Here is a 23,856-nt window from a genome sequence, read left to right as displayed (position 1 = left end):
GGATGCGGGAGAGCTGTCCATGGGAGCTGAGCAGGGCACCAGTACGAACCAGAGCGTGGAGCGCGCCGCTGCCGTCCTCGCGGCGTTCCACGACGGACGGCCCCTCCGGGGCGCCGACGTCGCCTCCCGCGCCGGACTCGGCCAGTCCACGACGTCGCGCATGCTGGCGACGCTCGAAGCCCTTGAGTACGTGGAACGGGACGCGGAGTCCGGTCTCTACCGGCTCGGGACCGGGCTGATCACCCTGGCCGGGTCCGCGCTCAACCAGCATCCGGTCCACCGCGCCGCCCGGCAGCACGCCCAGGAGGCCGCCGCGCTGCTGGGGCTCGGCGTCAACGTGTCCGTCCTCCACCGCGGCACCGTCTTCTACCTCGCCAACTTCGAGGGGGCGCTCGCGCCGAAGTCCATGACGCTGGCCGGGCAGCGCAACGCCCTGCACGCCACCGGCATGGGCAAGTGCCTCCTCGCGGGGACCACCCCGGACCAGCGGCGCGCCATGCTGCCCGACCTGCCCAGGTTCACCGGCCGGACCATCGGCACCCACGAGGAACTCGACGCGCAGGTCGAGTCCGTCCTCGGACGCGGCTACGCCACGGAGGTCGAGGAACTCGCCCTGGGCCGCGCCTGCGTGGCCGCGCCGATCCGCGACACCACCGGGGGCATCGCCGCGGCCATCTCGATCTCGGGCTCCCTGTCCGCCATGGACCTCGACAGCCGCGAGGGCGAACTGTCCGGGCGGGTGATCGAGACCGCGGACGAGATCAGCACGGCGCTCGGCTACACCGGCCCCACCGTGCACCCGCACCTCCCCGGCCCGGCCGTCGCCGCACCCCGTACGCCGGGCGGTGCGCACTGATGGCGCCGCTCACCGGCCCGGTGCCGGCACCGTCCTTCAGACCGTCCCGGCGGCGGGTGCTCTCGCTCGGCCTGGCCGCCGCCGCGGGCGCCGCACTCTCCGGCTGCGGCTCCGGCGACGGATCGGCGGACGGGAGGATCACGCTGGAGTTCCCCTCCTGGCAGGCGGCCGAGGGCTCGTTCGCGCTGTGGTGGCGTGAACTCATAGCCGAGTTCGGACGGAAACGCCCGGACGTGAAGGTGGACTTCTACTCACTGCCGTTCGACAGCTACGTGGACCAGCTCACGATCCGGTTCGCGGCCGACGACCGCCCCGAGATCGTGCACCTCCCGGCGCGGAACGCCGCCGAGTTCGCCGGTCGCGGATGGCTCACGTCGCTGGAGGGCCGCATGCGGTCCACCGACATCCCGCGCACCTGGACCCCGCTCCAGGAGGAGATGGCGCTCGACGGCGAGGACTACGGCGTCCTGCTGCTCGGCTACGGCTACAGCCTCTACTACAACGAGCAGCTGCTCGAATCCGCCGGCGCCCCGGTCCCGGTCACCGCCGAGGAGATGATCCGGGCCGCCGAGGCGATCACCGGCGGCGGGATCTACGGGTTCGGCGCCACGACCGCGCCCAACCCCGACAACTACACGGAGCTGGCCGCCTTCGTCGTCGGCAGCGGAGCCGCGCTGTCCACCGACGACGGCGGCTTCACCGCGGACAGCGACGCGACGATCGCCGGTCTCGACCTCTACCGCCGGGCGCTCGCCCAGGCACCGCGCGGCATCCAGTCCCAGCAGCGCAACGAACTGTTCCTCACCGGGAAGGTCGCGATGCTCCTGGACGGCCCGTTCTTCCTGGGCGAGCTTGCCAGCGCGTCCGACGCGGTCCGTCCCGCGCTCCAGGTCGCGCGTGCCCCGTTCCCCCAGGTACCCGGCGGCGTCTCGAACAGCATCCACATGCCCGCGGGCATCGACCCCCGCAAGGCGGACGCCACCTGGGACTTCATCGCACTGGCCGCCAGCCCCCGCTGGCAGAGCCGCTACACCGAGCTGACCGCGAACCCCGCCCCACGGGCCGGCTCGGTCACCGACCGGGCCGTCGCCGAGACCCCGCAGCTCGCCCTCTTCCAGCAGCTCGCCGACGAGGCCGTGTCGATCTTCCCGGGCGACCAGGCCCACCGGGAGCAGTTCGGCCGCATCAGCGACATCGTGTCGGCCGCCGCCACGTCCCTGATCACCACCGACGAGCCGACCACCTCGATCGCAGCCCGCCTCCAGGACGAGCTTGAGCAAGCCATGGAGTCCTGATGACGACCACACCACCGCCCACCCTGCGCGACGACGCCGCCGAGCCAGGCACCAGGCCGCCGTCCCGGCCCTCGCCCGCACTGCGGCGCGAGCACCGGCGCCGCAGCCTCTTCGCGTACGTGACCCTCTCGCCGACCCTCGCCGTCGTCGGCCTGCTGATGGCCTACCCGCTCTACGTGGCGATCGACCTCAGCCTCCGCGGCGGCCAGATATCCGACCTGCTCAACCTGGAGCAGAACCCGCTCACCTTCGACAACTACGGCGACGTCCTCACCGACCCCGGTCTGGTGAACGACATCGTGCGGTCGATGGTCTACACGCTCGGCGTCGTCGTCCCCGCCTTCGCCATCGGCCTGGGCCTCGCCGTCCTGCTCAACAAGGCGTTCCCCGGGCGCCGGATCATCCGGCCCCTGGTCCTGCTGCCGTGGGCGGTGCCCGGCGTGGTGGTGAGCGCCGCGTTCAGCTGGATGCTCGACGCCTCGTACGGCGTCGTGAACTCCCTGCTGCGCTCGACCGGCCTCATCGACGGCAACGTCGCCTGGCTCGCCGACCCCGACACCGCCATGGTCGCCGTGATCCTGCCGACGATCTGGAAGTACTACCCCTTCTTCGTCCTCGTCCTGCTGGCACAGCTCCAGTCCGTGCCCGGCGAACTCTACGAAGCGGCACGGGTGGACGGCGCGTCGCCGCTGCGGCAGTTCACCCACGTCACCTGGCCCGCGGTCCGCACGGCCTCCGCGCTCGCCATCGTGATCACCGGCATCGGCGTCTTCCGCGAGTTCGACTTCATCTTCCCCCTCACCGGCGGGGGACCCAACGACGCCACCCAGACGCTCGCCATCCGGATCTACAACGAGGCCTTCCAGTTCTTCGAGATGGGCACCGCCGCCGCGCTCGGCATCGTGACCATGGCCATCTGCGGCGCCCTGCTGATGGCCGCGGGCCGGTCCGTGCGCCGCGAGTTCGGCTGAACCGGCCCGTCACCACAGGAGCACCCCATGTCCACCTCCCTCTCCCGCCCCCGCCGGTGGTCCCTGCTGGCCCTGGCGATCGCGGTGACCGCCGTACTGATGTTCCCCATCTACTGGATGATCATGACCTCGATCGTCCCCTCGGAACGTCTGCTGGTCTCCGATCCGCCCCTCGTCCCGCCCGCCGACGCCACCTCCCTCGACGCCTACACCTCCGTGTTCCGCGACGTGCCCCTCTGGGACTGGCTGCGGAACTCGGCGATCACCACCCTCGGCGCCGCCGTCATCTCGACCGTGGTCAGCACGCTGGGCGGCTACAGCCTCTCCCGCTTCCGCACCAAGGGTCAGCAGGCGATGGGCTTCACCCTGCTGTTCAGCCGGATGCTGCCGGGCACGCTGCTGATCATCCCGGTCTTCGTGCTCTTCGCCCACTTCGGCATGGTCAACAACCTCTGGTCGGTCACCCTGGTCAACACCGCGGCCACCGTCCCGTTCACGACCTGGCTGATGAAGGGGTTCGTCGACGCGGTCCCGGTCGAGATCGAGCAGGCCGCGATGATCGACGGCTGCGGGCGGATGGGCGCCCTGTGGCGCGTGATCGTCCCGCTGCTCAAACCGGGCATCGCCGCGACGTTCACCTACGCCTCCATCCTCACCTGGGGCGACTTCCTCTTCGCCCGCACGCTCATGGGCAACCCCGACGGCTGGACCGTCACCGTCGGCATCGCCTCCTTCATCGGCGAGTTCAGTGTGGACTGGTCCGGCCTGATGGCCGCCGGCCTGGTCTCGATGCTGCCGATGGTCCTCCTCTTCCTGCTCCTCGAACCGTTCCTGACCAAGGGCATGACCACGGGATCGGTGAAGGGATGACCGCGCGGCACGACAACGCGCGGCCCGGCCCGGCGGGCGTCGTCGCCATCGTCCGCCTCGGCACCGCCCCGCCGGACGACGTCTGCGCCGCGCTGGTGGACGCCGGGGTCCCGGCGCTGGAGGTCACCCTCACCACCCCGGGCGCCGAGGCGGCCATCGCGCGGTGGCGGGAGGCGGGCGTGGCCGCCGCGGTCGGCGCGGGCACCGTCCGCACCGCCGACGACGTGCGCCGCGCGGCGCGGGCCGGCGCGCAGTTCCTCGTCACCCCGACCACCTCGCCCGCGGTCCTCGCGACCGCCGCCGAGCTGGACGTCCCCGTGCTCTGCGGCGCCCTGACACCCACCGAGATCGACGCCGCCTGGCAGCTCGGCGCGGCAGCGGTCAAGGTCTTTCCCGCCGACGCCCTCGGCGGAGCCGCGTACGTCAAGGCCCTCCAGGCGCCGCTCCCCGACATCCCCCTGGTACCGACCGGCGGCGTCGACGCCCGCGCCGCCCGCGCCTACGCCGCCCTGGGCTGCCGGGCGGTCGGCGTGGGGAGTTCCCTCGTCTCCCAGGCCGCCGTGGCGGCCGGCGACTTCGACGGCCTGCGCGCACGCGCCGCCGAACTGACCGCCGCCTGGCGCACCGGCGCGCGGGAGCACTCCGGGGAGGCACGGTGACCTGGCCGCCCGCGCCCGCACCACTCGGCACACGCCTCGACGTCGTCGGTGTCGGCGAAGCCATGCTCCTGCTCCAGGCGCCCCCGCCGTCGCCGATCGAGCAGGCGGACACGCTGTCGGTGTCGGTCGCCGGGGCGGAGCTGAACGTGTGCGCCGCCGTCGCCCGGCTCGGCGGCCGCGCCGCGTTCCTCTCCGCCGTGGGGACGGACGCCCCCGGGCGCCGGGTACGCCGCGCCGTGCGCGACCTCCGGGTCGAGGACACGCTGCTGCGCGAGGACCCCGCCCGTCCGACGGGCCTCTTCCTCCGCGAGACCCCGGCCGACGGGGAACGGCGGGTGACCTACTACCGCGCCGGTTCCGCCGCGTCGGCCCTCGACACTCCCGCCGCGGATCTCCTCGCCGCCCAGGAGCCCCCGCGTTCCGTGGTGGTCTCGGGACTGACCGCCGCCCTGGGCCCTGGCCCGCGCCGCCTGCTGGAACGGCTGGTCCGGGAGCCGGCGGACGCGGGCACGGCCGTGGTGCTCGACGTGAATCTGCGGCCGGCCCTCGGCATCGACGACGCGCTGTCCACGATGCGGCGGCTCCTCGCGCACGTGGACCTCCTGGTGCTCGGCGACGACGAGTCAGGCCCGCTGTTCGGCACGACCGACCCCGCGGAGGTGCTGGCCGCGGCGCGTGCCGCCGGGGTCGGCGAGACAGTGCTCAAAGGCGGGGAACGCGGCTGCTGGCTGTGGGACGAAGGGCTGCGGCACGTCCCCGCGCACCCCACGCGGGCCGTCGACACCGTGGGCGCGGGCGACGCCTTCCTCGGCGCGTTCCTCGCCGGGCGCCTCGCGGGCGCCCGCCCGCACGCCGCCGCCGTCCTGGGCGCACGGATCGCCGCCGGGGTCGTCGCCCACCCCGGCGACACCGACGGCCTCCCCGACCGGACCACGGCCCACCGCCTCCTCACCGGGGCACTCGGCCTGTCCGTGTAGGCGTCGCCAGGACGTCACCCCGCTGCGGCCGGTCGTCTCGGCCGGGACGTCCGCCCGGGGCACGACCGTTCGCGCCTACCGGCCCGACGGCCGAGCCGCTGGACCGGACTCATGTCGGCACGGTCGGTCGAGGAGTTGTGCCGAGCCACGCGTTGACGGCACGTCCGGACGTGGACGCGCAGGGGCACGGAGTCCCCGGCCACGCGGCCGGGGACTCCGATGGACCAGGTCGTGTCGTTCGGGTCTTGGCGGATCAGCCCGCGTCGTCGGACGCCGTGCCTCGCAAGGCACCGGATCGCCACGCGTAGGGCGCCAGGAAAGAGCCGAACGGCACACCTAGGGTCTGTCCGGCGGATCTTGCCTGTCTCACGACGCCGGCTACGGCACCTCGCTGCGTTGCCGAATCACGCGAAGACGGCCAGGTATGAGCTGCGATCCGGCGCCTTGCGATGCACCGCATCCGACGCCGTGAGCCGCGACAAGATCCGCCGGACAGACCCTAGCGGTCCGCGCCTCCGCTCAGTCCGGTCGCGAGGGAGGCGCGGTCGCCCTCACCAGCTGGTGTTGTCGTCCGCCAGGTGCCAGAGGCGGTCGGCGCTCGGGTAGGAGGTGTCCAGGTAGAGGCTGTTCCAGCTGCCGTCGCTGTAGCGGTTGAGGGTCATGGCGAGGCCGGTGTCGACCTTGGGCTGCCAGATCCACCAGCGGGAGGTGTTGTCGCCCTCAGGACGCAGGACCCAGCGCTGGAGGTCGGACCCGTCACAGGTCCGTACGACGATCGTGGTGCCGCGGGTGGGCTCCGCGTCGGCCGGCTGGAGGCACTTGCCGGCGGCCTGGTTCTTGAAGGTCAGCGTGTAGCGGCCGTTCTCCCACTGGCCGCCGACCTCGTCCCAGACCTCGGTCCTGTGCTTCCATCCCGGGTCGCGGAGGGAGACCGCGGTGGCGCCCTCCGCGGTGGAGTCGCCGTACAGCGCGAGGCGGCTCCCGTCGGTCCGGTTGATCAGGTCCTGGCCGGTGCGGTCGGCCGCGGAGGCGCTTCCCGCGCCGAAGGTGGCGAAAAGGAGGGTGACCGCGGCTGCGGCCGCCGTGAGGGCACGGTGGGGGCGGAACGTGAACATCGTTCTCCTTAGCTGACGGTTGTCCGGCAGTCACGTCTCGCGGCGCCGGCGGGAGGCGGCCAGGAGGGAACCGTGGTCGTACCTGCCGACGCCACTCGCTCAGCTTGACGGCCGCGACCGGGCACCTCGTGAGGCGTGCGGGGCGGCGGACCGGCCGCTCAGCCGCCCTCCGTCGCCCTCCCTCCGCTCCGCGGCACGGGCAGGCAGGGGAGGGGAATCGTTTCGGTGGGCAGACCCCGGCCACCCGCACCGGCAGAGGGAGAGGCGCGGCCGGGCTCGCACGGGCGGGTGACCCACCCGGCAGCCCGGGTCACCCCTGAGGGCGAACGGAGCGGGAGCCGGTGCGCGCCGTGAACACCCGAGCCGGGCGAGCCGCACCTCCGCCGCGGCGTTCGACGTGCTCCGGACCGTCCTCCAGCGGCCACCGGTCCACGCACGGGATGGCCGGGAACGCCCCGCGCGTCGCCGACGAACCGGCCCGGTCGGCCCGGTCGGCCCGCTCATACCGCACCGCCGCACGAACGGCCGGACCGGACTCCCGCGTCGGCCCGCATCGAGCACATCCGCGCACATATGACGACACGGACAGCCGCAACGGCCCTTGACACGACGCCTCTTCCGCCTGAGAGGCCGATGACGCGTGTGCCCCGCGGTCCCGTTGCGCGGTCACGCCGCGCCCGCCCACCGGCGCACGTCCGGGTGGTCGGCGCCCAACGGGCCCTGACATCAGGGCCGTTCAGCCCCATGGCCGCGGACCTTCGGCATCCGGCGCGGAGCGCTCCGTGAGCCGAGAGTAGGAGGTGCCAGCTACCGACCGGGCCCACCGCGAAGGGATCACCACCATGACCGTGCACGAGCACCCTCACCGGAGTTCAGGATTCCGCCCGCTCTCGTCGCGCGGGGACCGGACCACCCCGGCGTCCGGAGACACGGCGTCGGCACTCGCCGACACGCACACCGCCCGCGCCCGCGCCTTCGCGTCGCTGCGGCTGCTGACCGGCTTCGTCTTCCTGTGGGCCTTCCTGGACAAGGCGTTCGGCCTCGGCTACGCCACGCCCTCCGGCAGCGGCTGGGTCGACGGAGGCTCGCCGACCGGGGGGTTCCTCAGCGGCGTGGCCGTCGGGCCGATGGAGTCCACGTTCCACGACTGGGCCGGGGCCGCCTGGGCCGACTGGATGTTCATGCTCGGCCTGCTCGGCGTCGGGATCGCCGTCATGGCCGGCGTCGCCCTGCGACCGGCCGCGCTGGCGGGCACCGCGATGATGGCGCTGATGTGGATCGCCGAATGGCCCCCGGCGCAGCACCTGTCGGACGGTACGCCGAGCATGTCGACGAACCCGTTCGTCGACTACCACGTGATCTACGCGGTGGCCCTGATCGCCCTTGCCGTGGCAGGGGCCGGCGCCACCTGGGGCCTGGGCAGGGTCTGGGCGCGGCTGCCCGTCGTCCGGGACCATGCCTGGCTGCGCTGACCGGGGCGCGCGCGGCGGCCCGCCCAACGGGTCCGCCGCGTCCGCCGGACAGCGCACGGGGCCGTCCGGCCCCGCGTCACGAACCCCTCGGGCCGCAAGGCCGCATCACCTCACCGCACTGGAGGCGGGATCATGGTCAGCACGGTAGTCGCGGGTCTGGACGGATCGGCCGAGAGCCTGGCAGCCGCCGAGTGGGCGGCCCGCGAGGCGGAGTTGCGCGGCCTGCCGCTGCGGCTCGTCCACGCCCGGGAGCCCGTCTCCGATTTCCTGGTCCAGGCGCCGACCGCCGGTGCCGAGACGCAGCACGCCTGGTCGGAACGCATCCCGCGGGAGGCCGCCGACCGCCTCCGCCTGCGCCACCCCGGCGTGGACGTGACCGTGGAACAGCTGGACGGCCTGCCCCACGAGGTGCTGTCCGGTGCGGCGCGGGACTCGGGACTGATCGTCCTCGGCTCCCGGGGCCTGAGCGGCGTCGGTGGCTTCCTGCTGGGCTCCGTCGGCCAGGCGGTCGTCGCCCGGAGCGAACAGCCCGTGGTCCTGGTCCGCGCGGGGGAGCGGGCCCCCGCCGCACACACGGGGTCCCCCGCGGGCACGCCCGTCCGGCCCGTGGTCCTCGGCCTCGACACCGGCAGCCCGCACGGCGCCGTGATCGAGTTCGCCTTCGACGCCGCGCTCCGGCGCGAGACCGGCCTGACGGTCGTCCACGGCTGGAACCCGCCGCCCTCCTCCGCGTACGCACTCGCGGCGGACCCCGGGCTCCTGGACGACCTGTCCAAAGAACGGGCCGAGACCCTCGCCGAGGCACTGCGCCCGTGGCGGCGGCGGTTCCCGACCGTCGAGGTGACCGAGCGGTCCCGCAACGGCAGCGTGGCCGACCACCTGGTGAACGCGTCCCGTGAGGCGTCCCTGCTCGTCGTCGGCCGCCGGGTCCGCCGAAGCCCGTTCGGCGTGCACATCGGCCCGGTCACGCACAGCGTCCTGCACCACGCCACGGCCCCCGTGGCCGTCGTGGCGCACGACTGACGCGTACGACGGAGGAGGGGCGTCGGCCGTCGGACCGGATCGCACCGACACCCGAACGCCCCCGTGCCGAGTCCGCCCCTCGCCCCCGGGCGCGCGCGCCGCCCGCCCGGGAGGCCCCGCGCCGGACCCGTGACCCGCGTCAGCGCCGACCACGCTGAGGAAGGAACCCCCCATGAAGCACGACAAGGTCGGCTCCGTGATGACCACGGAGGTCGTCCGGGCCGAGTACGGCACCCCGTTCAAGGAGGTGGCCCGGCTGCTGGCAGACCACCGCATCAGCGGCCTGCCCGTCGTGGACGAGGACGACAAGGTCCTCGGGGTCGTCTCCGAGACCGACCTGATGGCCCGCCAGGCACGGCCCGCGGAGGTGCCGACGCGCCGCCTGGCCCGTCCGAGGCGCGGCACCGGCGGGCAGGCCGCGAAGGCGCGGGCGCGTACCGCCGGGCAGCTGATGACCGGCCCGCCCGTGACGGTGCACGCCGACGACACCATCGCCGAGGCGGCCCGCACCATGGCGGCCCGGCGGGTGGAACGGCTGCCCGTCCTGGACGAGGAGGACCGGCTCGTCGGCATCGTCACCCGCCGCGACCTCCTCCGGGTCTTCCTGCGGCCCGACCGGGAGATCCGCTGGGACGTGATCGACGAGGTGCTCGTACGGGCGCTGCGCCCGGCGCCGGGGACCATCGAGGTCTCGGTGGCCGACGGCGTGGTCACGCTGTCCGGCCACGTGGAGCGCAGGAGCGACGTGAAGATCGCCGTCTCCGTGACGCGCCGGGTGGACGGCGTGGTCGCGGTCGTGGACAGGCTCGGCGTCCGGCGCGACGACGTCCGCTCCCGGCCGGGCGGGCAGGAGCCGCGCGTATAGCGAGGGGGCGGACCGCCCGGCCCCGTCGCTCCGGGGCCGGACGGGCCACCCGCCGGTGCTGCCGGGCCCTGCTCGCGGCGGCCGTGCCGGACAGGCATGGAGAGCGAGCAGCACACGCACAGGTGGAACAGGGAGAGGACGACCGGTCATGACCGCGACCGTGAGGGCCGGCAGGCGACGGGCCGAGGCATGGCGCGGCTTCGCCGGAACGCCGTGGCGCAGCCGCATCGGCGTACGCGACTTCATCCAGGCCGACCACACCCCGTACAAAGGCGACGAGGCATTCCTCGCCGGCCCGACCGAACGCACCCTGGCCGTCTGGGACAAGGTCAGCGCGCTGTTCCCCGAGAAGCGCCGCAAGGGCGTCCTGGACGTCGACCCGCGCACCCCCTCCACCCTCACGTCCGACCGCCCCGGCTACGAGGAGAGCACGACGATGAATGCCGATCGGGTGGTCGCCGGTGTGGACGGCTCGCCGGCCTCCATGAGGGCGCTGGACCGGGCCGCGGACGAGGCGGTGCGCCGCGCCGCCGCGCTGCGCGTCGTGTACACCGTGCCCGATCTCGACGAGGCCGCCCCGATACTGGCGGTGTCCGCCGCACGGGTCCACGCGCGTCACCCCGGACTGCCGGTCACGACCATGGCCGTCCGGGGCAGCGCCGTACGGGCCCTGGTGCGGGAGAGCGGGCACGCCGCGCTCACCGTCGTCGGGACGCGCGGCCTCGGCGGCCTCACCGGCCTGCTGCTCGGTTCCGTGAGCCTGCGTCTGGCGGCGCATGTGCGCGGACCGCTGCTGGTCGTACGCGGTGACCACACGTCCGGCGACGGCGGCGAGGTCCTGCTCGGCCTGGCGGGCGAAGCCGACGAGGAGGTCGCCGCCTGCGCCTTCCGGGAGGCGGAGTGGCGCGGAGCCGGGCTCCGCGTCCTGCACTTCCGTGACCAGCGCCCCGTGCACGCTTACCTGTCCCGCCGCGTGAGCCGCGTCCGGCCCGGTGCCGCCACGGCGGAGGAGCCCGTTCCGCGGGAGCGGCACCCCGCCGCCGGAACCGGCCAGGCGCACGCACTGCTCGAAGCGACCCGCGCGGCCGGCCTCGTCGTCATCGGCGCCCACCACCGCGCCCGCCGCCTCGGACCGCATCTGGGCCCGGTGGCGCACACCCTGCTGCACCGTTCCCACTGCCCCGTGCTCGTCGTGCCGACCGGATGAACGGCGCCACGTGCCCCGGCACTTCGGGCACGCGCGCCGGGTCAGGCCGCCGGCCGCCCGGCGGCCGTGAGGCGTACGCCGGTGATCAGATCCGGCCGGATACGGACGGCGTAGTCCATGGACTGCTCCACCCAGGGACGGAGCAGCCGCCGGTAGCGGGCGAGTTCGTCCGTGTCGGTCACCAGGTGGGCGTAACCGGTGACCACCACGCTCCACCCGAGGTGCGTGACCGGGTCGATGGCGTCGGCCTCGTAGGCGACGACCACCCCGGGACCGCCGGCCTGCCGGGTCCGCGAGGTCATGGCCGCCCCCTCGTGGGTGCGGATGACGACGTCGCCGCCGTCGAGTACGTGGTTGACCGGGCGGATGGTGGGGAGCGCGTACCGGGTGAAGACGATCCTTCCCAGTGACACGCTGCCCAGCAGCCGCAGGGCCTCGGCGCTGTCGAGGGCGATGCTCCGACGGGGCCGGGAGACGGACGGTTCGGCGTTGTCGAGGGACATGGCGGGTTCCGTAGCGGGTCGTTGCACACGGCGCGTGCGCGGTCAGGCCATTGGACCGGGGCCGGTGCGCCGCGCACCAGGGGCCGTTCGGCCCTCGTCCGCGTCCGGCCGTCCCCGCGCGGCCGGCGAACCGGCCCTGGTCGTCCGCCCCGGAAGAGGGAAGGATGCGGGACGGAGGAAGCCGGTACGCGCGCGGGTGCGGACACCGGCGCCATGCGCACGAGAGGGATCATCCGATGGCGGATGGCGAACGGCCCGGCCCCGACAGCCCGATCCGGGTCTTCCTGCTGGACGACCACGAGGTGGTGCGGCGCGGGGTGCACGACCTGCTGGACGACGAACCGGACATCACGGTGGTCGGCGACGCCGCCACCGTGGAACAGGCACTGACACGCGTCCCCGCCCTGCGCCCCCACGTCGCGGTCCTCGACGTCCGCCTGCCCGACGGCGACGGCGTGACCGTCTGCCGCGAACTGCGCTCCCGCGTACCGGACCTCGCCTGCCTCATGCTGACCTCGTTCGACGACGAGGAGGCCCTGCTCGACTCGATCATGGCCGGGGCGTCCGGCTACGTCCTGAAGCAGATCAAGGGCTCGGACCTGGTGTCGGCCGTCCGCACCGTGGCCGCCGGGCAGTCCCTGCTCGACCCGAGCGCCACCGCCAGGCTGATGGCCCGCCTGCGCGCGGGGGACCGGCCGAAGGAGGAACCGGACGCCCTGCCCGGCCTGACCGAGCGGGAACGGGAGATCCTGGCCCTCGTCGGCGAAGGGCTGACCAACCGCCAGATCGGCCAGCGGCTCTTCCTCGCCGAGAAGACCGTGAAGAACCACATCTCCCGGCTGCTCGCCAAGCTCGGCGTGGAACGGCGCATCCAGGCCGCCGTCATCGCCACCCGGGCACGGAACGAGGGACGCTGACGCCCACCCGGGCACCGCGCCCGGTGACCCGTGTGCTCCCCCGCGCCCGACCGATACCGTGGCCCACGACCCGGGCATCTGCCGCCCGTGCGCCGAGGCACCTGGAGGAACGACCGGTGGGAAGCTCCGAGGAGTCCCGTCAGGCCCGCGTACGGCTGCCGCAGCTGCGGCTGGACGAACTGCTGGAGGAGTTGCAGGCCAGGCTCGACGCCGCCCGCGGCACCCGCGACCGGGTCCACAGCCTGCTGGAGGCCGTGCTCTCCGTCGGCCGGGAACTCGACCTGGAGCAGGCGCTGCACAGCATCGTGGAGGCCGCGGCGGTGCTGGTGGACGCGGAGTACGCCGCCCTCGGCGTGATCGGGCCGGACGGCAGGCGCCTGTCGGCCTTCCACACCGTCGGGATCGACGAGCGGCGGATCGCCGAGATCGGCCCCTACCCGGAGGGGCACGGCATCCTGGGCCAGCTCATCAGCCATCCCGAGCCCCTGCGGCTGGAGAAGCTCTCCGCGCACCCCGCTTCGTACGGCTTCCCGCCCCACCACCCGCCGATGAACACCTTCGTGGGTGTCCCGATCCGGGTGCGGGACCAGGTCTTCGGCAATCTGTACCTGACCGAGAAGCGGGGCGGGGCGCAGTTCGACGAGGAGGACGAGTCGGTCCTGTCCACGCTGGCGGTGGCGGCCGGGGTGGCGATCGACAACGCCCGCCTGTACGAGGAGTCGAGGCTGCGGGAACGCTGGCTCCAGGCGAGCGCGGAGATCACGCACCGGCTGATGTCGGGCAGCGACCGCGGCGAGGTGCTCGGCCTGATCGCGGAACGCGCCAGGGAGATCACGTCGGCGGCCCTGGCCGTGGTCGCCCTGCCCATGGCGGACACCGGCGCGCTCACGGTGGAACTCGCCATCGGGGCGGGCGCGGAGGCGCATCGCGGCCTCGTGCTGCCGTCGGACCACGGACTGATCGGCCGTGCGTTCTCCCGGGCCACCTCGGTCGGCACCCCCGACATCGCGGCCGGGGAACACACCGCCGACCAGGCGCGGTTCGCCGGGCTCGGCCCGGCGGTGGGCATCCCCATCGGCGCGGGCGAGGGCGTGCGGGGGATCGTCCTGCTGGCGCGCGGGCGCGGCCGGGCGGAGTTCACCGGCAAGGAGACCGAGGCGCTGCAAGGCTTCGCCGCTCAGGCCGCGGTCGCGATGGAACTGGCGGAACGCCGCGCGGACGCCGAGGAGATCGCGGTGCTCCAGGACCGTGACCGGATCGCCCGTGACCTCCACGACCTGGCGATCCAACGGCTGTTCGCCACGGGGATGACCCTCCAGAGCGCGGGCCGTTTCATCGAGCACTCCGAGGCGTCCGAACGCGTCGCGCGGGCGGTGGACGACCTGGACGAGACGATCAAGATCATCAGATCGACGATCTTCGGCCTGCGCGCGCGAGAGGGTGCGACGGCCCCGGGCCTGCGGGCCCGCGTGGTGCGCGTGGTCGGCGACGCGGCGCCGCTGCTGGGCTTCGCGCCCAGCCTGCGGATGGAGGGCCTCGTGGACACCCAGGTTCCCAGGGAGACCGCCGACCATGTGGTGGCCGTGCTCTCCGAGGCCCTGACCAACACCGCCCGGCACGCCAGGGCCACCCGCGCCGCGGTGGTCCTGGAGACCGACGGCCGCGAGGTCCGCCTCACCGTCTCGGACAACGGCGTCGGCATTCCCCCCGACGGCCGCCGCAGCGGCCTGCGCAACATGGCGGAACGAGCCGGCCAGTCGGGCGGGGAACTCGACCTGCGCAGCCCGCCCGGCGGCGGCACCACCCTGGTGTGGCGGGCACCGGTGGGTGACCTGTAGACCCATGGCCGCGCCGTCCCCCGCCGTGCGGTCCTTCCGCCATGGCGGACATCGCGGTCATGGTGGGCGGTCTGGGCAGGGTACGGCTGGAACAGGTGTCGGCGGCGGTCGGCGTCCTGCCGGACCCGGCGGGCCTCGGGACACCCTGGACGTCCGCGGAGATCCCGGCCGCCATGCCGCTGATCGTCGAACAGGCACAGGGCGGCTCCCTCGCCGCCGCCGCGACGACGGCGCGCCGGTTCGCCCACCCCGGCGGGTGAGCGGTGGAGTCGGTCCCGACGCCCGCCTCGGAACGGGAACGGCTCCGCCCCAGGTCACCTGACCCGTGACGGAGCCGGACGGGACGTGGACCCGCGACCCCTCGGCCCCCCGCCCGGACACGCTCCATCCCCGGCTGTCAGCGGTCCGGTGGTCCGTTGTCCGTCAGCGGTCGCGGCCCCCGGTCCCGGGCGGCGGCGGGAAGCAAGCCGCTGTCCGCCCCGGGCTGTTCGCGGACGCCTCGTTCGCCGTGGGGACCGCACCTGGACCGGCGGCCCGTCGCGGGGCCCTGGGGCCTTCCGCGGGCGCGGACCTCGCCAGCCACAGGCCGGTGAACACGGCGGTGGCCAGCGTGACGGTCCCGGCCGCGAGGAAGGCGTCGCCGAGGGCGGTCCCGAAGGAGGCGCCGCCTGCCTGCCGGGTGCGGACGACAGCTCCCAGTACCGCCACACCGAGTACCGCGCCGATCTGCCGGGTGGTACTGCTGACACCCGAGGCGAGGCCGCCCTCCTGCGGGCTGACCGCCTGGACGGCGGCTCCCGTCAGCGGGGACATGGTCAGGGCGAAGCCGGTGCCGACGACCGCCAGCCGCCACCACACGTCCCCGTAGCCGGTGTCGGCGTGCACGGTGCCGAGCGCCAGCAGTCCCAGGCCCGCCAGCGCCAGGCCCGCGGTGACCACGCCGCGGAAGCCGTACCGGGCGGCGAGCCTGCCCGCGTACGGGCTGACGATCACCATGGCGGCGGACACCGGCAGGGTCTGCAAGCCCGCGCGCAGGACCGAGCTGCCCTGGACGTACACGAAGAACTGGGAGAAGAAGAACGACGAGCCCATCAGCGCGAACCCGACCACGACCATGGCCGTGTTGGACACGGTGAACAGGCGCTGCCGGAACAGCCGCGGCGGCAGCATCGGCGCGGAGCGGCGCGCCTCGACGGCGACGAAGGCGGCGAGGAGCAGCGCCGCCGCGGCGAAGCTGCCCAGGATCAGCGGCGAGGTCCAGCCGCGGGCACCGCCCTCGATCAGCCCGTAGGTCATCGCCCCGACACCCAGGACGGACAGCGCCGTGCCGGGGATGTCGATCGTGGGGGCGCCGGGATTGCGGGACTCTTCGAGGCCGCGCAGACCGACCAGCAGGAGGGCCGCGCCGACGGGCAGGTTGACCAGGAAGATGGCGGGCCAGCCGAAGGCGTCCGTCAGCGCACCGCCGGCCACGGGGCCCGCGGCCAGACCGATTCCGCTGAGTCCGGCCCACAGCCCGATCGCCTTGACGCGTTCCTGAGGTACGGGATGGGCGGCGACGAGCAGTGCGAGCGAGGCCGGGCTCAGAGCGGCGGCGCCGATGCCCTGCAACACCCGGCCGGTGACCAGCCAGCCGAGCGAGGGCGCGAGGCTGCACAGCACGGACGCGGCGGTGAACACCGCCACGCCGGTCAGGTACACGCGCTTGCGGCCGAACCGGTCGGCGAAGACCCCGCCGGACAGCAGCAGCATGGCGACCAGCAGCACGTACGCGTCGACGATCCATTGCAGACCGGTCAGTTGGACGTGCAGCCGGTGCTGCATGTCGGGCAGCGCCGCCCCGACGATCGTATTGTCCAGCAGGACCATGAACTGGCCCAGGCAGGTCACCGTGAGCAGCACGGCCCGGTGCGGACGACCGCCTGCGGCCGTGGACGAAGCCGTCATGGGAATTCCTCTCGACCGGTGGTGCACCCGAGGACTTAAGGCAGTCGGGCACTGCGTTAGGGGACTGTAGGGATATCGCCTCGCAAACGCAAGCGCTGACTGCGTTAAAGTGGGGGGCGTGGACGAGAAGGAGCGGGCCCGGCGGCCCGGCGGGCGCAGCGCCCGCGTCGGCGCGCAGGTACACCAGGCCGTCACCGAACTGGTCGGCGAGCGCGGCTACGGCAACTTCACCGTCGGCGACGTGGCGGCCTGCGCGGGCGTGGCCGACAGCAGTGTCTACCGCCGGTGGGGCAGCCTGGAGGCCCTGCTCGGCGAGGTGGTGCTCACCCGCCTCAACGCGCGGTCGCCGATGCCCGACACCGGGAGCCTGTCCGGCGACCTGCGCACGTACGCGGCCCAGGTGGCCCGCGAGATCACCGGACCCGACGGTCCTGCGGTGCTGCACCTCGCCATCGCGCTGGCCGGCAACGGTCAGCAGGGCGCGCAGGCTCGCGAGACCCTGCGCGCCGAACGCACCCGGCAACTCCAATCCATGCTCGACCGCGCCCGCGAACGCGGCGAGGACGCACCTGACGCGTACGAGGTGCTGGACCACATCCTGGCCCCCATGTACATCCGCGTCCTGTTCGGCATGGGCCCGCTCACGCCGGACTACGTCGACGGCCTGGTCGACCGAATGCTGTGACCCCACTCCTCGGAGGCGGTGCCAGGACCCCGACGTGCACGAAGGAGGAGGGCACCCGTGACCGCTGCCCCGATGGCTCAGGGCAGTCCAGGCATCACAGCAGACGCCACAGGTGGTCCGCCGTGCCGGTGTCGCCGAACTGGACGACCTGGGCGCTGTCGGCCCGCGACATCCCGTCCACGCCGAGGACCTCGCCGCTGGACCGGTTGCCGACGCGGAAGGCGGCTCCGGGCGCCGACCACGGCCGTCCCGTCGGCGAGGCGAGCGGGAACGCGGAGATCCGCGGCCTGGCCGCGCCGAGCGGGACGAGGGTGACGGTCTCGGCTCCGCAGGGCGCAGCTCAGCGGGCCGCGGTCGACCATGACGGGATTGCCGTCGGCCGCCCAGGTGCGGACCGTGATGCGCTGTGGGAGCCGCAGGACGACGGTGTCGCCGTTGTTCCACGTGCGGCGCACGGGATCGTGTCGGCGGCCGCACGGACGGAAAACGGCCTTGCGGCCCGCGTGCCCGGAAGGGAAGCTGGCTGGCCGGAGGCGGTGAAGGTGACCGACGTGGTGTTGAAGTTGTCGGCGCGCGATTTCGTGCACGCGGACCTCGTGTCGTGCGGGTGGTCGGGTTCCGCACTCCACTTGGCCGGTGTCGCGACGCAGTTGGAGCGTGCCCGGCTCGGCGAGGTCGACTACCTGGCGGTCTGCCCCGCGACGGACATTCCCGTGGCGAAGGGCGGCGTCGACTACCGGGTCAAGGAGGGTGCCGGCACCCTCTGGCAGCTGGCCGTCCATCCGGCGTTGCGGTCGTGCGGGATCGGCACCTTCCTCGTCGGAGCCGCGGAGCTCCGGATCAGGAACCGCGGTCTGCGGCAGGCCGAGCTTGGCGTGGAGGAGGACAACCCCCGGGCTCGGACGCTGTACGAACGACTGGGCTACGTCGCGTACGACCGTCAGCCCGACTCGTGGGACGAGCAGGCCCCGGACGGATCGCTGCGCCGCCGCGAAACGATGTGCACGTTGATGCGCAAGCAACTCTCGTAGGTCCGGCCACCTCAGGGGGCCGCTGACGAAGTGCTGAGCGTGTGCCACGCGGTCGTCTGCCCCGGCGCGGGTGACCGGCAGGGATGGTCGGGGGCCGCCTCGGAGTGGGGCGGCGACCAGTTGTGCAGGCGAGTCGGCTCCTGCCGCGGCTTCCGGGGCGCACGCGCCGGGCGTCGGCGCGTGCGGCGGGACGGGCCGCGTACGGCCGGGTCGCGCCTGAAGGGCGACCCGGCGTGTGCGGCGAGTCCGGCGGGTGGTGGCCGTCGTGGTGGCCGGGAGCCTTCGGGGCGGCCGGTCGAACGGTGTACGTCCGACAGGAGCCGCCCCGCCGGAACCGGCTATGCGCTCCCGGTCGGCAGCCAGGTGTCGATGACCTCGGCGACGAGGGCGGCACCGCGGCTGTTCTGGTGGATGTGGTCGGTCGTCAGCACGAGACCCCGGCGGCGCGAGATCGTGTCCAGACTGCGGCGGAGCACGGTGTGCCGGATGAAGACGCCGAGGCCCGCCGCGGGCGTCGGCTCCCGGTAGGGGACCGGCGGCGGGTCCGCCCGGCGCAGTTCCTCGACCTGGCGTTCGTGGAGCGGGAGGTAGGCCACCGTGTGTGCGGTGGCGACCTCCGCGATCAACCGGCTGTACGCCTGCGATGCCTGCGCCGGCGCGCCGTCGAGTTGCTGGCCGAGGACCGGGAGCGACAGCAGACCGATCGTCGCGTCCGTCTCCGCGCGCAGCCGTTCGACGATGGTTCCCAGGCACTGCTGGAACCAGCCGTCCGACGGGCGCCGGGGGAGCTGTTTGCGCTTCATGGCCTGCTCGACGGGGTAGCCGGGGAGGCTCGCCCGGGCGTCGTTGATCCCGATCAGCACGGTGATCACGTCGGGTGGGTCCGCGACGACGGCGTCGAGGCGTTGCAGGAGGTTGTAGGCGTAGTCTCCGTTGGCGCCGAAGCGGGTGAGCCGCACCTCGCCCGGCGGGTGGCGCCGTTCGACGAGGTCCAGGTAGTCGGTGCTGATCTGCGCGCGGGTGAGGCTGTCGCCGAGGCAGGCGACGCGTGTCGTCACAGCGCCTGGGGGCCGGGCGTGCCGGCGTGCTCGGCCGGGCCGGTGTCGGTCCGGGGACGGTGCTCGGTGCCGAGGCCGGGAGTGATGGTCAGGACGGACCCCGGCCCCGCCATGTCGACCGCGTGCCATGCCCCGGCCGGGTTGACGGTGGCCTCGCCCGGCCCCAGCACAACGCGGTCGGACACCCCGTCCACGTCGCGGGTGACCGTCACCGACCCGCTGAGGCAGACGACCATTTCGTCGCCGGAGGGGTGGCGCTCCCAATGGTCGTCGGGGCCGTCGCCGTCGATGATCGTCACCATCCGGCCCTCGGCGCCGTCCGCCGCGACCGCGGCGCTGTAGGCCTGGAGCATCTCCGGGTCCCAGGCGAAGCCGTCGATGGATCGCGCTCTCGATCCCAGCCCGAGGTGCACGGGGGCGGTCCGCAGGTCGATGGCGCTGTGTTCGTGGTCGACAAGTCTCATGCCGACGATCGTCACAGGTCGGCGCCCGGGTGGTCTTGAAGGAAAGGGAACGGGGGCTGTCCGGCCTGGAGGAGGACTTCGCCGCGGCGCCAGACCGTCGGCGACCGGCCCGTGAACTCGCGCCAGTCGCGGACGAGATGGGCCTGGTCGGCATAGCCGGCGGCGGTCGCCACCTCGGTCCACGGGAGCGGGTCGTGCGCCGTCGCCAGTTCGTGCGCGTGCTCGAACCGCAGAACCCGGGCGAAGGTCTTCGGCGACAGGCCCACCTCGCCGCGGAACCGGTCGGTGAGGTGCCGGCGGCTCCAGCCCAGTTCCGCGGCCACCGCCCCGACCTGGACGCGGCCCCGCGCGGCGACGAGGAGGCGCCAGGCCCCGGCCACCTCGGGGCGGACCCGTGCCAGGGGGTCGCCGCCCACGCCGCGGCCGACCGCCCGCAGGAGCAACGCGTCCAGCACGGCGAACCGCGCGGCCCAGGCCGTCACCGCCCGGAGCCGATCGACCAGCTCGATGCCGAGCGCTCCGAGAAGTGCGTCGAGCGGCACCAGCCGGTGGGCGAGCGCGGCGGCGGGCACGCCGTAGACGGCTCGGGCCCCCAGCGGTGTCAGCGACACCTGCACGCCTTGCTGGCGTCCGTCGTGGTGGATCGCGACGGACCGGCACATCAGACCGCCGGCCACGCTGCCGAACCGGGTGACCGGTGACCCGTCGTCCACGCCCGCGGCAACTTCCAACGGGTCGGACAGGCTGATCACCGCGGTGAGCACGCGGCCCGGCGGACCGCAGTGCACCCCCGCCGGGAAGCCGCGGAGGTCGAAACCGGCATACGAGGCGACGTACCGCCGCAAGGCAGGGGCCGGACGCGCCTCGATCATGGTGGTCGTATGCTCCTCCACCCTTGTCAGTGTACGAACCGCCCCTCGGGCGCCGGCGGGGGACAGCCGCTCAGCCGCGCGGCGCCCGCGTGGAGGACCTGGGCGAACGGGCCGCGTCCGCGTCCGCACGGGCGGGTGGGTCCGGGAACCCGCCGGTGGGCTCCGCCGACTTGTGAGGCGACGGTTGCTGCCGCCCGGTGCGGGACGCAGGACCGGCTCGGCATCCCCGGGCGCGAGGACGCGCCGAGCGCCGTCGCCACGCCGTCTGAAGGGACTCAGGATTCATGACCCGATCTGTACCCGCGGCCTGCCCCTACCCGTTCCGGGAGCCCACCGCGCTCGCGCTGGAGCCGGAGTACGCCCGGTTGCGGGAGCACGAGCCGCTCAGCCGGATCACTCTCCCGTACGGCGGGGACGCCTGGCTCGCCGTGCGGCACGAGGACGTCCGCATCGTGCTGAGCGATCCGAGGTTCAGCCGTGCCGCCCTGCTCGACCGGGACGTTCCCCGCACGTCGCCGCGCCGGCTGACCGACGCGACGCTGCACACCGTGGACCCGCCGGAGCACAACCGGCTGCGCCGCCTGGTGTCGGCCGCGTTCAGCCCGCGTCAGATCGACCGGCTCGCTTGTCACGCCCAGCGTGTCACGGACGGGCTGCTCGACGAGGCCGAGGCGCAGGGACCGCCGGCGGACCTGGTCGCCGGACTGGCCGCGCCCCTGCCGATCGCGGTCATCTGCGAGATGCTCGGCGTGCCGCTCGCCGACCGGGACCGGTTCACCGGCTGGATCGACGTCGCCCTGGCCACCAGCGCCTTCTCCAGCGAGGAGATCCACGCGGCGTTCACCCGGCTCAAGGAGTACCTGGCGGAACTCGTCGCGGCGCGCCGTCGCGAGCCCTCCGACGACCTGCTGGGGTCGCTGGTGGAGGCGAGGGACAGGGAGGGGCGGCTCAGCGAGGACGAACTGGTCGTCCTGGGGGTGACGCTGCTCTACGCGGGCCTGGAGACCACGTCCAACCACATCGGCAACTTCATCCACGTCCTGCTCACCCACCCAGGCCAGCTCGCGGCCCTGCGCGCCGACCCGGGACTGCTGGAGCGGGCCGTCGAGGAGCTGCTCAGGTTCACGCCCATCGTCACCTCGGCCGGCTTCACCCGCATCGCCCGCGAGGACATCGAACTCGGCGGGGTGCTGATACGGGCCGGGGAGGCGGTGATGGTGCAGATCGACGCCGCGAATCGTGACGGGCGCGTGTTCGAACGGCCGGACGAACTGGACCTCACCCGCCGCCCCAACCCCCACCTCGCGTTCGGCTTCGGCCCGCACTTCTGCGTCGCCGCGCAACTGGCCAAGGCGGAACTGCGGGTGGCGGTCGGCACACTGCTGCGCCGCTTTCCCGCACTGCGGCTCGCCGAGGACGTCAGCCGGCTCACGTGGCGGCGGGGCCGGATGGTGCGCGGCCTGGACCGGCTGCCCGTCACCTGGTGATCCGCGGGCCGGCGGCGTGCGTTCGGGCGGTGTTCCGGTGGGGGACGCCGCCCGTACGCGCGTCTGTGTTCCGTCAGCCGGCAGGCTGCGGTTCGTCGGCGGGCCGCTCCTCGCCGGTTCTGCCGTCCCGCTTGCCGGCCGCCGCGCGGGGGACAGGCCGCAGCCGGTGGATGACGGCGACGAGGGCGAGGGTGAAGACGAGCAGGCCGGTCCAGATGACCCAGCGTTCGGGCCACGGTCCGGCCGAGTGGCCGTCGCCGCTCCTGCCGCCGTCCGCCCCCGAGATGATGACGACCGCGAGTCCGGCCACCGTGGCGACGACGGCGAGCCGTCCGGCCAGCCGGGCGGTCAGCGGCAGCGGGCGCGTCTCCCTGCGGGGTCCGCGCAGCCGCAGCCGTTCACTGGGCCGGGCCGGTGTCAGCAGCCGCAGCAGCAGCAACCCGGCCAGCGGCATCTGGAGGGCCCATACCAGGGTGCGGAAGGAGCCCTCGTACCAGACGTTCGTGCCGTACATGAGGGTGTGCCATGCGCTGAGCACGTAGACGACGATGATGAAGCGGTGCAGGGCGCGCCACAGGCGGGAGCCGGTGGTCTGGCGTATGTAGAAGGCCAGTCCCAGGATGATGGCGAGGTAGAACGCGAGCAGGCCGATGAGGATGGCGATCCGGCCCGTTCCGGTGGCGTAGCCGCCGGGCACGAAGACCTTGACGAGGGTCTGGCGTGCCAGTTCACCCATCGGCTGGTTCTCGAAGTTGGTCTGCAACTCGGCGCCGTAGAAGGTGGCCATGTGCAGGAACATCAGCCCGATGGTGGTCAGGCTGGTCGTGCGGTGCCACTTCTCCACGCGGGCCGCGGACATCCACCGCCACGGCGGACGGCTGCCGGACCTGAGCAGTCCGAAGACGACGGTGATGTAGGCCCACAGCAGCGCCGACCAGCCGAAGGCCTGGCACAGCCAGTACCACCAGTACTCGGACGGTGTCTCGAACGGCGGCATGATCCGCAGGCTCGGCGAACTGCCGTTCTCGATCCGGGCCCACAGCCACCAGAAGATCAGTCCGGTGATGACCAGCGCGAGGCTGGCGTCGGGCACCGCGGCGCGCAGGTCCGCCTTCAGACCGCCCCAGTCGAACCGCTTGGCGGTCCTGGGCCTTCCGGGGGCGGGACGCACGGATGAGCTCGTGGGGTCTGTCATCGAAGTCAACCATTCTCTGGACGACTGAGCGGTGTCCCAGCCCTCGGTGACGGATACTCATGTGCTTGTCACTTGAGATTAATTACGCCGCAGCTGAAGCGGAAGACACCGAACCACGCGATGCTCCACCCATCCCCCACACTTCCGCACACCCACCCCCACCCGACCGCCGTGCAGGGCGGGCCCGGCCGAGATCCCCGTCGGCTGCCCCGACCGGTTCGTGACCGCACCGTCCCCGCGATCGGACGGCCGCTTCCAACTCGCCGGCGCCGGCCTGATCCAGTTCTATGACCCCGACAGCGGCACGGTGCGCGAGGAGACCGGCCTTCCGGCGGAGGAACTGTGCGATCCGCCCGGCGAGGAGTACCTGCCGGAGCACCCCTCCCGGATGTCCTGCTGCTGGCGACCGTGGCGCACCACACCGAAACCGACGTCCGGCTGTGGAACGCGCTTCTCGACGCGGGCAGTCCGGAGCCGTTCGCCGAACGTGCTGTGGCTATCGCGTACAAAGTGGCCCGGCTCGACTGGGGCATGAGGGACCGCTGGGGG

Annotated in this window: 23 protein-coding genes; 16 read left to right on the top strand and 7 right to left on the bottom strand. The window is 73.5% G+C overall.

What is annotated here, in order from left to right; genetic code table 11:
• Positions 1 to 19: 19 nt before the first annotated feature.
• Genes ACL02R_RS19610 through ACL02R_RS19585 form a run of 6 tightly spaced genes read left to right on the top strand, consistent with a single transcriptional unit; the run spans position 20 to position 5,628 of the window.
• Positions 20 to 856 carry an IclR family transcriptional regulator gene (locus ACL02R_RS19610; RefSeq protein WP_412798246.1) on the top strand — a complete coding sequence of 279 codons (837 nt, stop codon included), beginning with the start codon at positions 20 to 22 and terminating at the stop codon, positions 854 to 856.
• Positions 856 to 2,151, top strand: coding sequence for an ABC transporter substrate-binding protein (locus tag ACL02R_RS19605; RefSeq protein ID WP_412798245.1), 1,296 nt, complete (start codon positions 856 to 858; stop codon positions 2,149 to 2,151). Before ACL02R_RS19610 ends, ACL02R_RS19605 begins: the two co-directional genes overlap by 1 nt.
• Positions 2,151 to 3,122: a carbohydrate ABC transporter permease gene (locus ACL02R_RS19600; protein WP_412798244.1), complete on the top strand. Its 972-nt coding sequence runs from the start codon at positions 2,151 to 2,153 to the stop codon at positions 3,120 to 3,122. Before ACL02R_RS19605 ends, ACL02R_RS19600 begins: the two co-directional genes overlap by 1 nt.
• 27 nt (positions 3,123 to 3,149) lie before the next feature.
• The gene (locus tag ACL02R_RS19595) at positions 3,150 to 3,992 is read left to right on the top strand and encodes a carbohydrate ABC transporter permease (RefSeq protein ID WP_412798243.1); all 843 of its coding nucleotides are present in this window, start codon (positions 3,150 to 3,152) and stop codon (positions 3,990 to 3,992) included.
• Complete coding sequence (locus ACL02R_RS19590; protein ID WP_412798242.1) at positions 3,989 to 4,651, top strand: bifunctional 4-hydroxy-2-oxoglutarate aldolase/2-dehydro-3-deoxy-phosphogluconate aldolase; 663 nt, start codon at positions 3,989 to 3,991, stop codon at positions 4,649 to 4,651. The genes ACL02R_RS19595 and ACL02R_RS19590 overlap by 4 nt, the downstream gene beginning before the upstream one ends.
• The gene (locus tag ACL02R_RS19585; protein ID WP_412798241.1) at positions 4,648 to 5,628 is read left to right on the top strand and encodes a sugar kinase; all 981 of its coding nucleotides are present in this window, start codon (positions 4,648 to 4,650) and stop codon (positions 5,626 to 5,628) included. The genes ACL02R_RS19590 and ACL02R_RS19585 overlap by 4 nt, the downstream gene beginning before the upstream one ends.
• Before the next feature lie 551 nt (positions 5,629 to 6,179).
• On the opposite strand, the gene ACL02R_RS19580 is transcribed toward ACL02R_RS19585, so the two are convergent.
• On the bottom strand, positions 6,180 to 6,743 hold the full coding sequence (locus ACL02R_RS19580; RefSeq protein WP_412798240.1) for an RICIN domain-containing protein: 564 nt from the start codon (positions 6,741 to 6,743) through the stop codon (positions 6,180 to 6,182).
• Positions 6,744 to 7,585: 842 nt separating this feature from the next.
• Here ACL02R_RS19580 and ACL02R_RS19575 point away from each other — a divergent pair.
• The 4 genes from ACL02R_RS19575 (at position 7,586) to ACL02R_RS19560 (ending at position 11,310) form a co-directional block, all read left to right on the top strand.
• A complete protein-coding gene (locus tag ACL02R_RS19575; protein ID WP_412798239.1) occupies positions 7,586 to 8,215 on the top strand; it encodes a hypothetical protein in 630 nt (209 codons plus the stop codon).
• A gap of 132 nt (positions 8,216 to 8,347) precedes the next feature.
• Positions 8,348 to 9,238: a universal stress protein gene (locus ACL02R_RS19570; RefSeq protein ID WP_412798238.1), complete on the top strand. Its 891-nt coding sequence runs from the start codon at positions 8,348 to 8,350 to the stop codon at positions 9,236 to 9,238.
• Positions 9,239 to 9,410: 172 nt separating this feature from the next.
• The gene (locus tag ACL02R_RS19565; protein ID WP_412798237.1) at positions 9,411 to 10,103 is read left to right on the top strand and encodes a CBS domain-containing protein; all 693 of its coding nucleotides are present in this window, start codon (positions 9,411 to 9,413) and stop codon (positions 10,101 to 10,103) included.
• A gap of 148 nt (positions 10,104 to 10,251) precedes the next feature.
• A complete protein-coding gene (locus ACL02R_RS19560) occupies positions 10,252 to 11,310 on the top strand; it encodes a universal stress protein (protein ID WP_412798236.1) in 1,059 nt (352 codons plus the stop codon).
• Between the two features lie 41 nt (positions 11,311 to 11,351).
• Here ACL02R_RS19560 and ACL02R_RS19555 read toward each other — a convergent pair whose 3' ends face one another.
• Positions 11,352 to 11,813: a pyridoxamine 5'-phosphate oxidase family protein gene (locus tag ACL02R_RS19555; protein WP_412798235.1), complete on the bottom strand. Its 462-nt coding sequence runs from the start codon at positions 11,811 to 11,813 to the stop codon at positions 11,352 to 11,354.
• Between the two features lie 236 nt (positions 11,814 to 12,049).
• Here ACL02R_RS19555 and ACL02R_RS19550 point away from each other — a divergent pair, with 236 nt between their 5' ends.
• The 3 genes from ACL02R_RS19550 to ACL02R_RS19540 all read left to right on the top strand — a co-directional run bounded on the left by ACL02R_RS19550 (position 12,050) and on the right by ACL02R_RS19540 (position 14,828).
• Positions 12,050 to 12,730 carry a response regulator gene (locus ACL02R_RS19550; RefSeq protein ID WP_412798234.1) on the top strand — a complete coding sequence of 227 codons (681 nt, stop codon included), beginning with the start codon at positions 12,050 to 12,052 and terminating at the stop codon, positions 12,728 to 12,730.
• A gap of 116 nt (positions 12,731 to 12,846) precedes the next feature.
• Positions 12,847 to 14,568, top strand: coding sequence for a GAF domain-containing protein (locus ACL02R_RS19545; RefSeq protein ID WP_412798233.1), 1,722 nt, complete (start codon positions 12,847 to 12,849; stop codon positions 14,566 to 14,568).
• Between the two features lie 41 nt (positions 14,569 to 14,609).
• Positions 14,610 to 14,828: a hypothetical protein gene (locus ACL02R_RS19540; RefSeq protein ID WP_412798232.1), complete on the top strand. Its 219-nt coding sequence runs from the start codon at positions 14,610 to 14,612 to the stop codon at positions 14,826 to 14,828.
• Positions 14,829 to 14,991: 163 nt separating this feature from the next.
• On the opposite strand, the gene ACL02R_RS19535 is transcribed toward ACL02R_RS19540, so the two are convergent.
• Complete coding sequence (locus tag ACL02R_RS19535) at positions 14,992 to 16,515, bottom strand: MFS transporter (RefSeq protein WP_412798231.1); 1,524 nt, start codon at positions 16,513 to 16,515, stop codon at positions 14,992 to 14,994.
• A gap of 118 nt (positions 16,516 to 16,633) precedes the next feature.
• Here ACL02R_RS19535 and ACL02R_RS19530 point away from each other — a divergent pair, with 118 nt between their 5' ends.
• Together ACL02R_RS19530 and ACL02R_RS19525 are read left to right on the top strand one after the other, a co-directional pair.
• Positions 16,634 to 17,200, top strand: coding sequence for a TetR/AcrR family transcriptional regulator (locus tag ACL02R_RS19530; RefSeq protein WP_412798230.1), 567 nt, complete (start codon positions 16,634 to 16,636; stop codon positions 17,198 to 17,200).
• Positions 17,201 to 17,742: 542 nt separating this feature from the next.
• Positions 17,743 to 18,231, top strand: a complete 489-nt coding sequence (locus ACL02R_RS19525; protein ID WP_412798258.1) for a GNAT family N-acetyltransferase — start codon at positions 17,743 to 17,745, stop codon at positions 18,229 to 18,231.
• A 338-nt stretch (positions 18,232 to 18,569) separates the two neighbouring features.
• On the opposite strand, the gene ACL02R_RS19520 is transcribed toward ACL02R_RS19525, so the two are convergent.
• The 3 genes from ACL02R_RS19520 to ACL02R_RS19510 are packed head-to-tail and all read right to left on the bottom strand — an operon-like array spanning position 18,570 to position 20,625.
• Positions 18,570 to 19,289 (bottom strand): SGNH/GDSL hydrolase family protein, encoded by a 720-nt coding sequence (locus ACL02R_RS19520; RefSeq protein ID WP_412798229.1) that lies wholly within the window; start codon positions 19,287 to 19,289, stop codon positions 18,570 to 18,572.
• Positions 19,286 to 19,753: a cupin domain-containing protein gene (locus ACL02R_RS19515; RefSeq protein ID WP_412798228.1), complete on the bottom strand. Its 468-nt coding sequence runs from the start codon at positions 19,751 to 19,753 to the stop codon at positions 19,286 to 19,288. The genes ACL02R_RS19520 and ACL02R_RS19515 overlap by 4 nt, the downstream gene beginning before the upstream one ends.
• Before the next feature lie 11 nt (positions 19,754 to 19,764).
• Complete coding sequence (locus ACL02R_RS19510) at positions 19,765 to 20,625, bottom strand: helix-turn-helix domain-containing protein (protein ID WP_412798257.1); 861 nt, start codon at positions 20,623 to 20,625, stop codon at positions 19,765 to 19,767.
• A 284-nt stretch (positions 20,626 to 20,909) separates the two neighbouring features.
• Between ACL02R_RS19510 and ACL02R_RS19505 the strand changes: the two genes are divergently transcribed.
• Positions 20,910 to 22,112 carry a cytochrome P450 gene (locus ACL02R_RS19505; protein ID WP_412798227.1) on the top strand — a complete coding sequence of 401 codons (1,203 nt, stop codon included), beginning with the start codon at positions 20,910 to 20,912 and terminating at the stop codon, positions 22,110 to 22,112.
• A gap of 73 nt (positions 22,113 to 22,185) precedes the next feature.
• Here the strand turns inward: ACL02R_RS19505 and ACL02R_RS19500 are convergent, their stop codons facing one another.
• The gene (locus ACL02R_RS19500) at positions 22,186 to 23,316 is read right to left on the bottom strand and encodes a ferric reductase-like transmembrane domain-containing protein (RefSeq protein ID WP_412798226.1); all 1,131 of its coding nucleotides are present in this window, start codon (positions 23,314 to 23,316) and stop codon (positions 22,186 to 22,188) included.
• Between the last annotated feature and the right edge of the window lie 540 nt (positions 23,317 to 23,856).

The organism is Streptomyces sp. MS19, assembly GCF_047200595.1.
GTDB lineage: Bacteria > Actinomycetota > Actinomycetes > Streptomycetales > Streptomycetaceae > Streptomyces.
The sequence above is the reverse complement of the archived record's forward strand: the minus strand, read 5'-3'. Positions and strand labels throughout refer to the sequence as shown.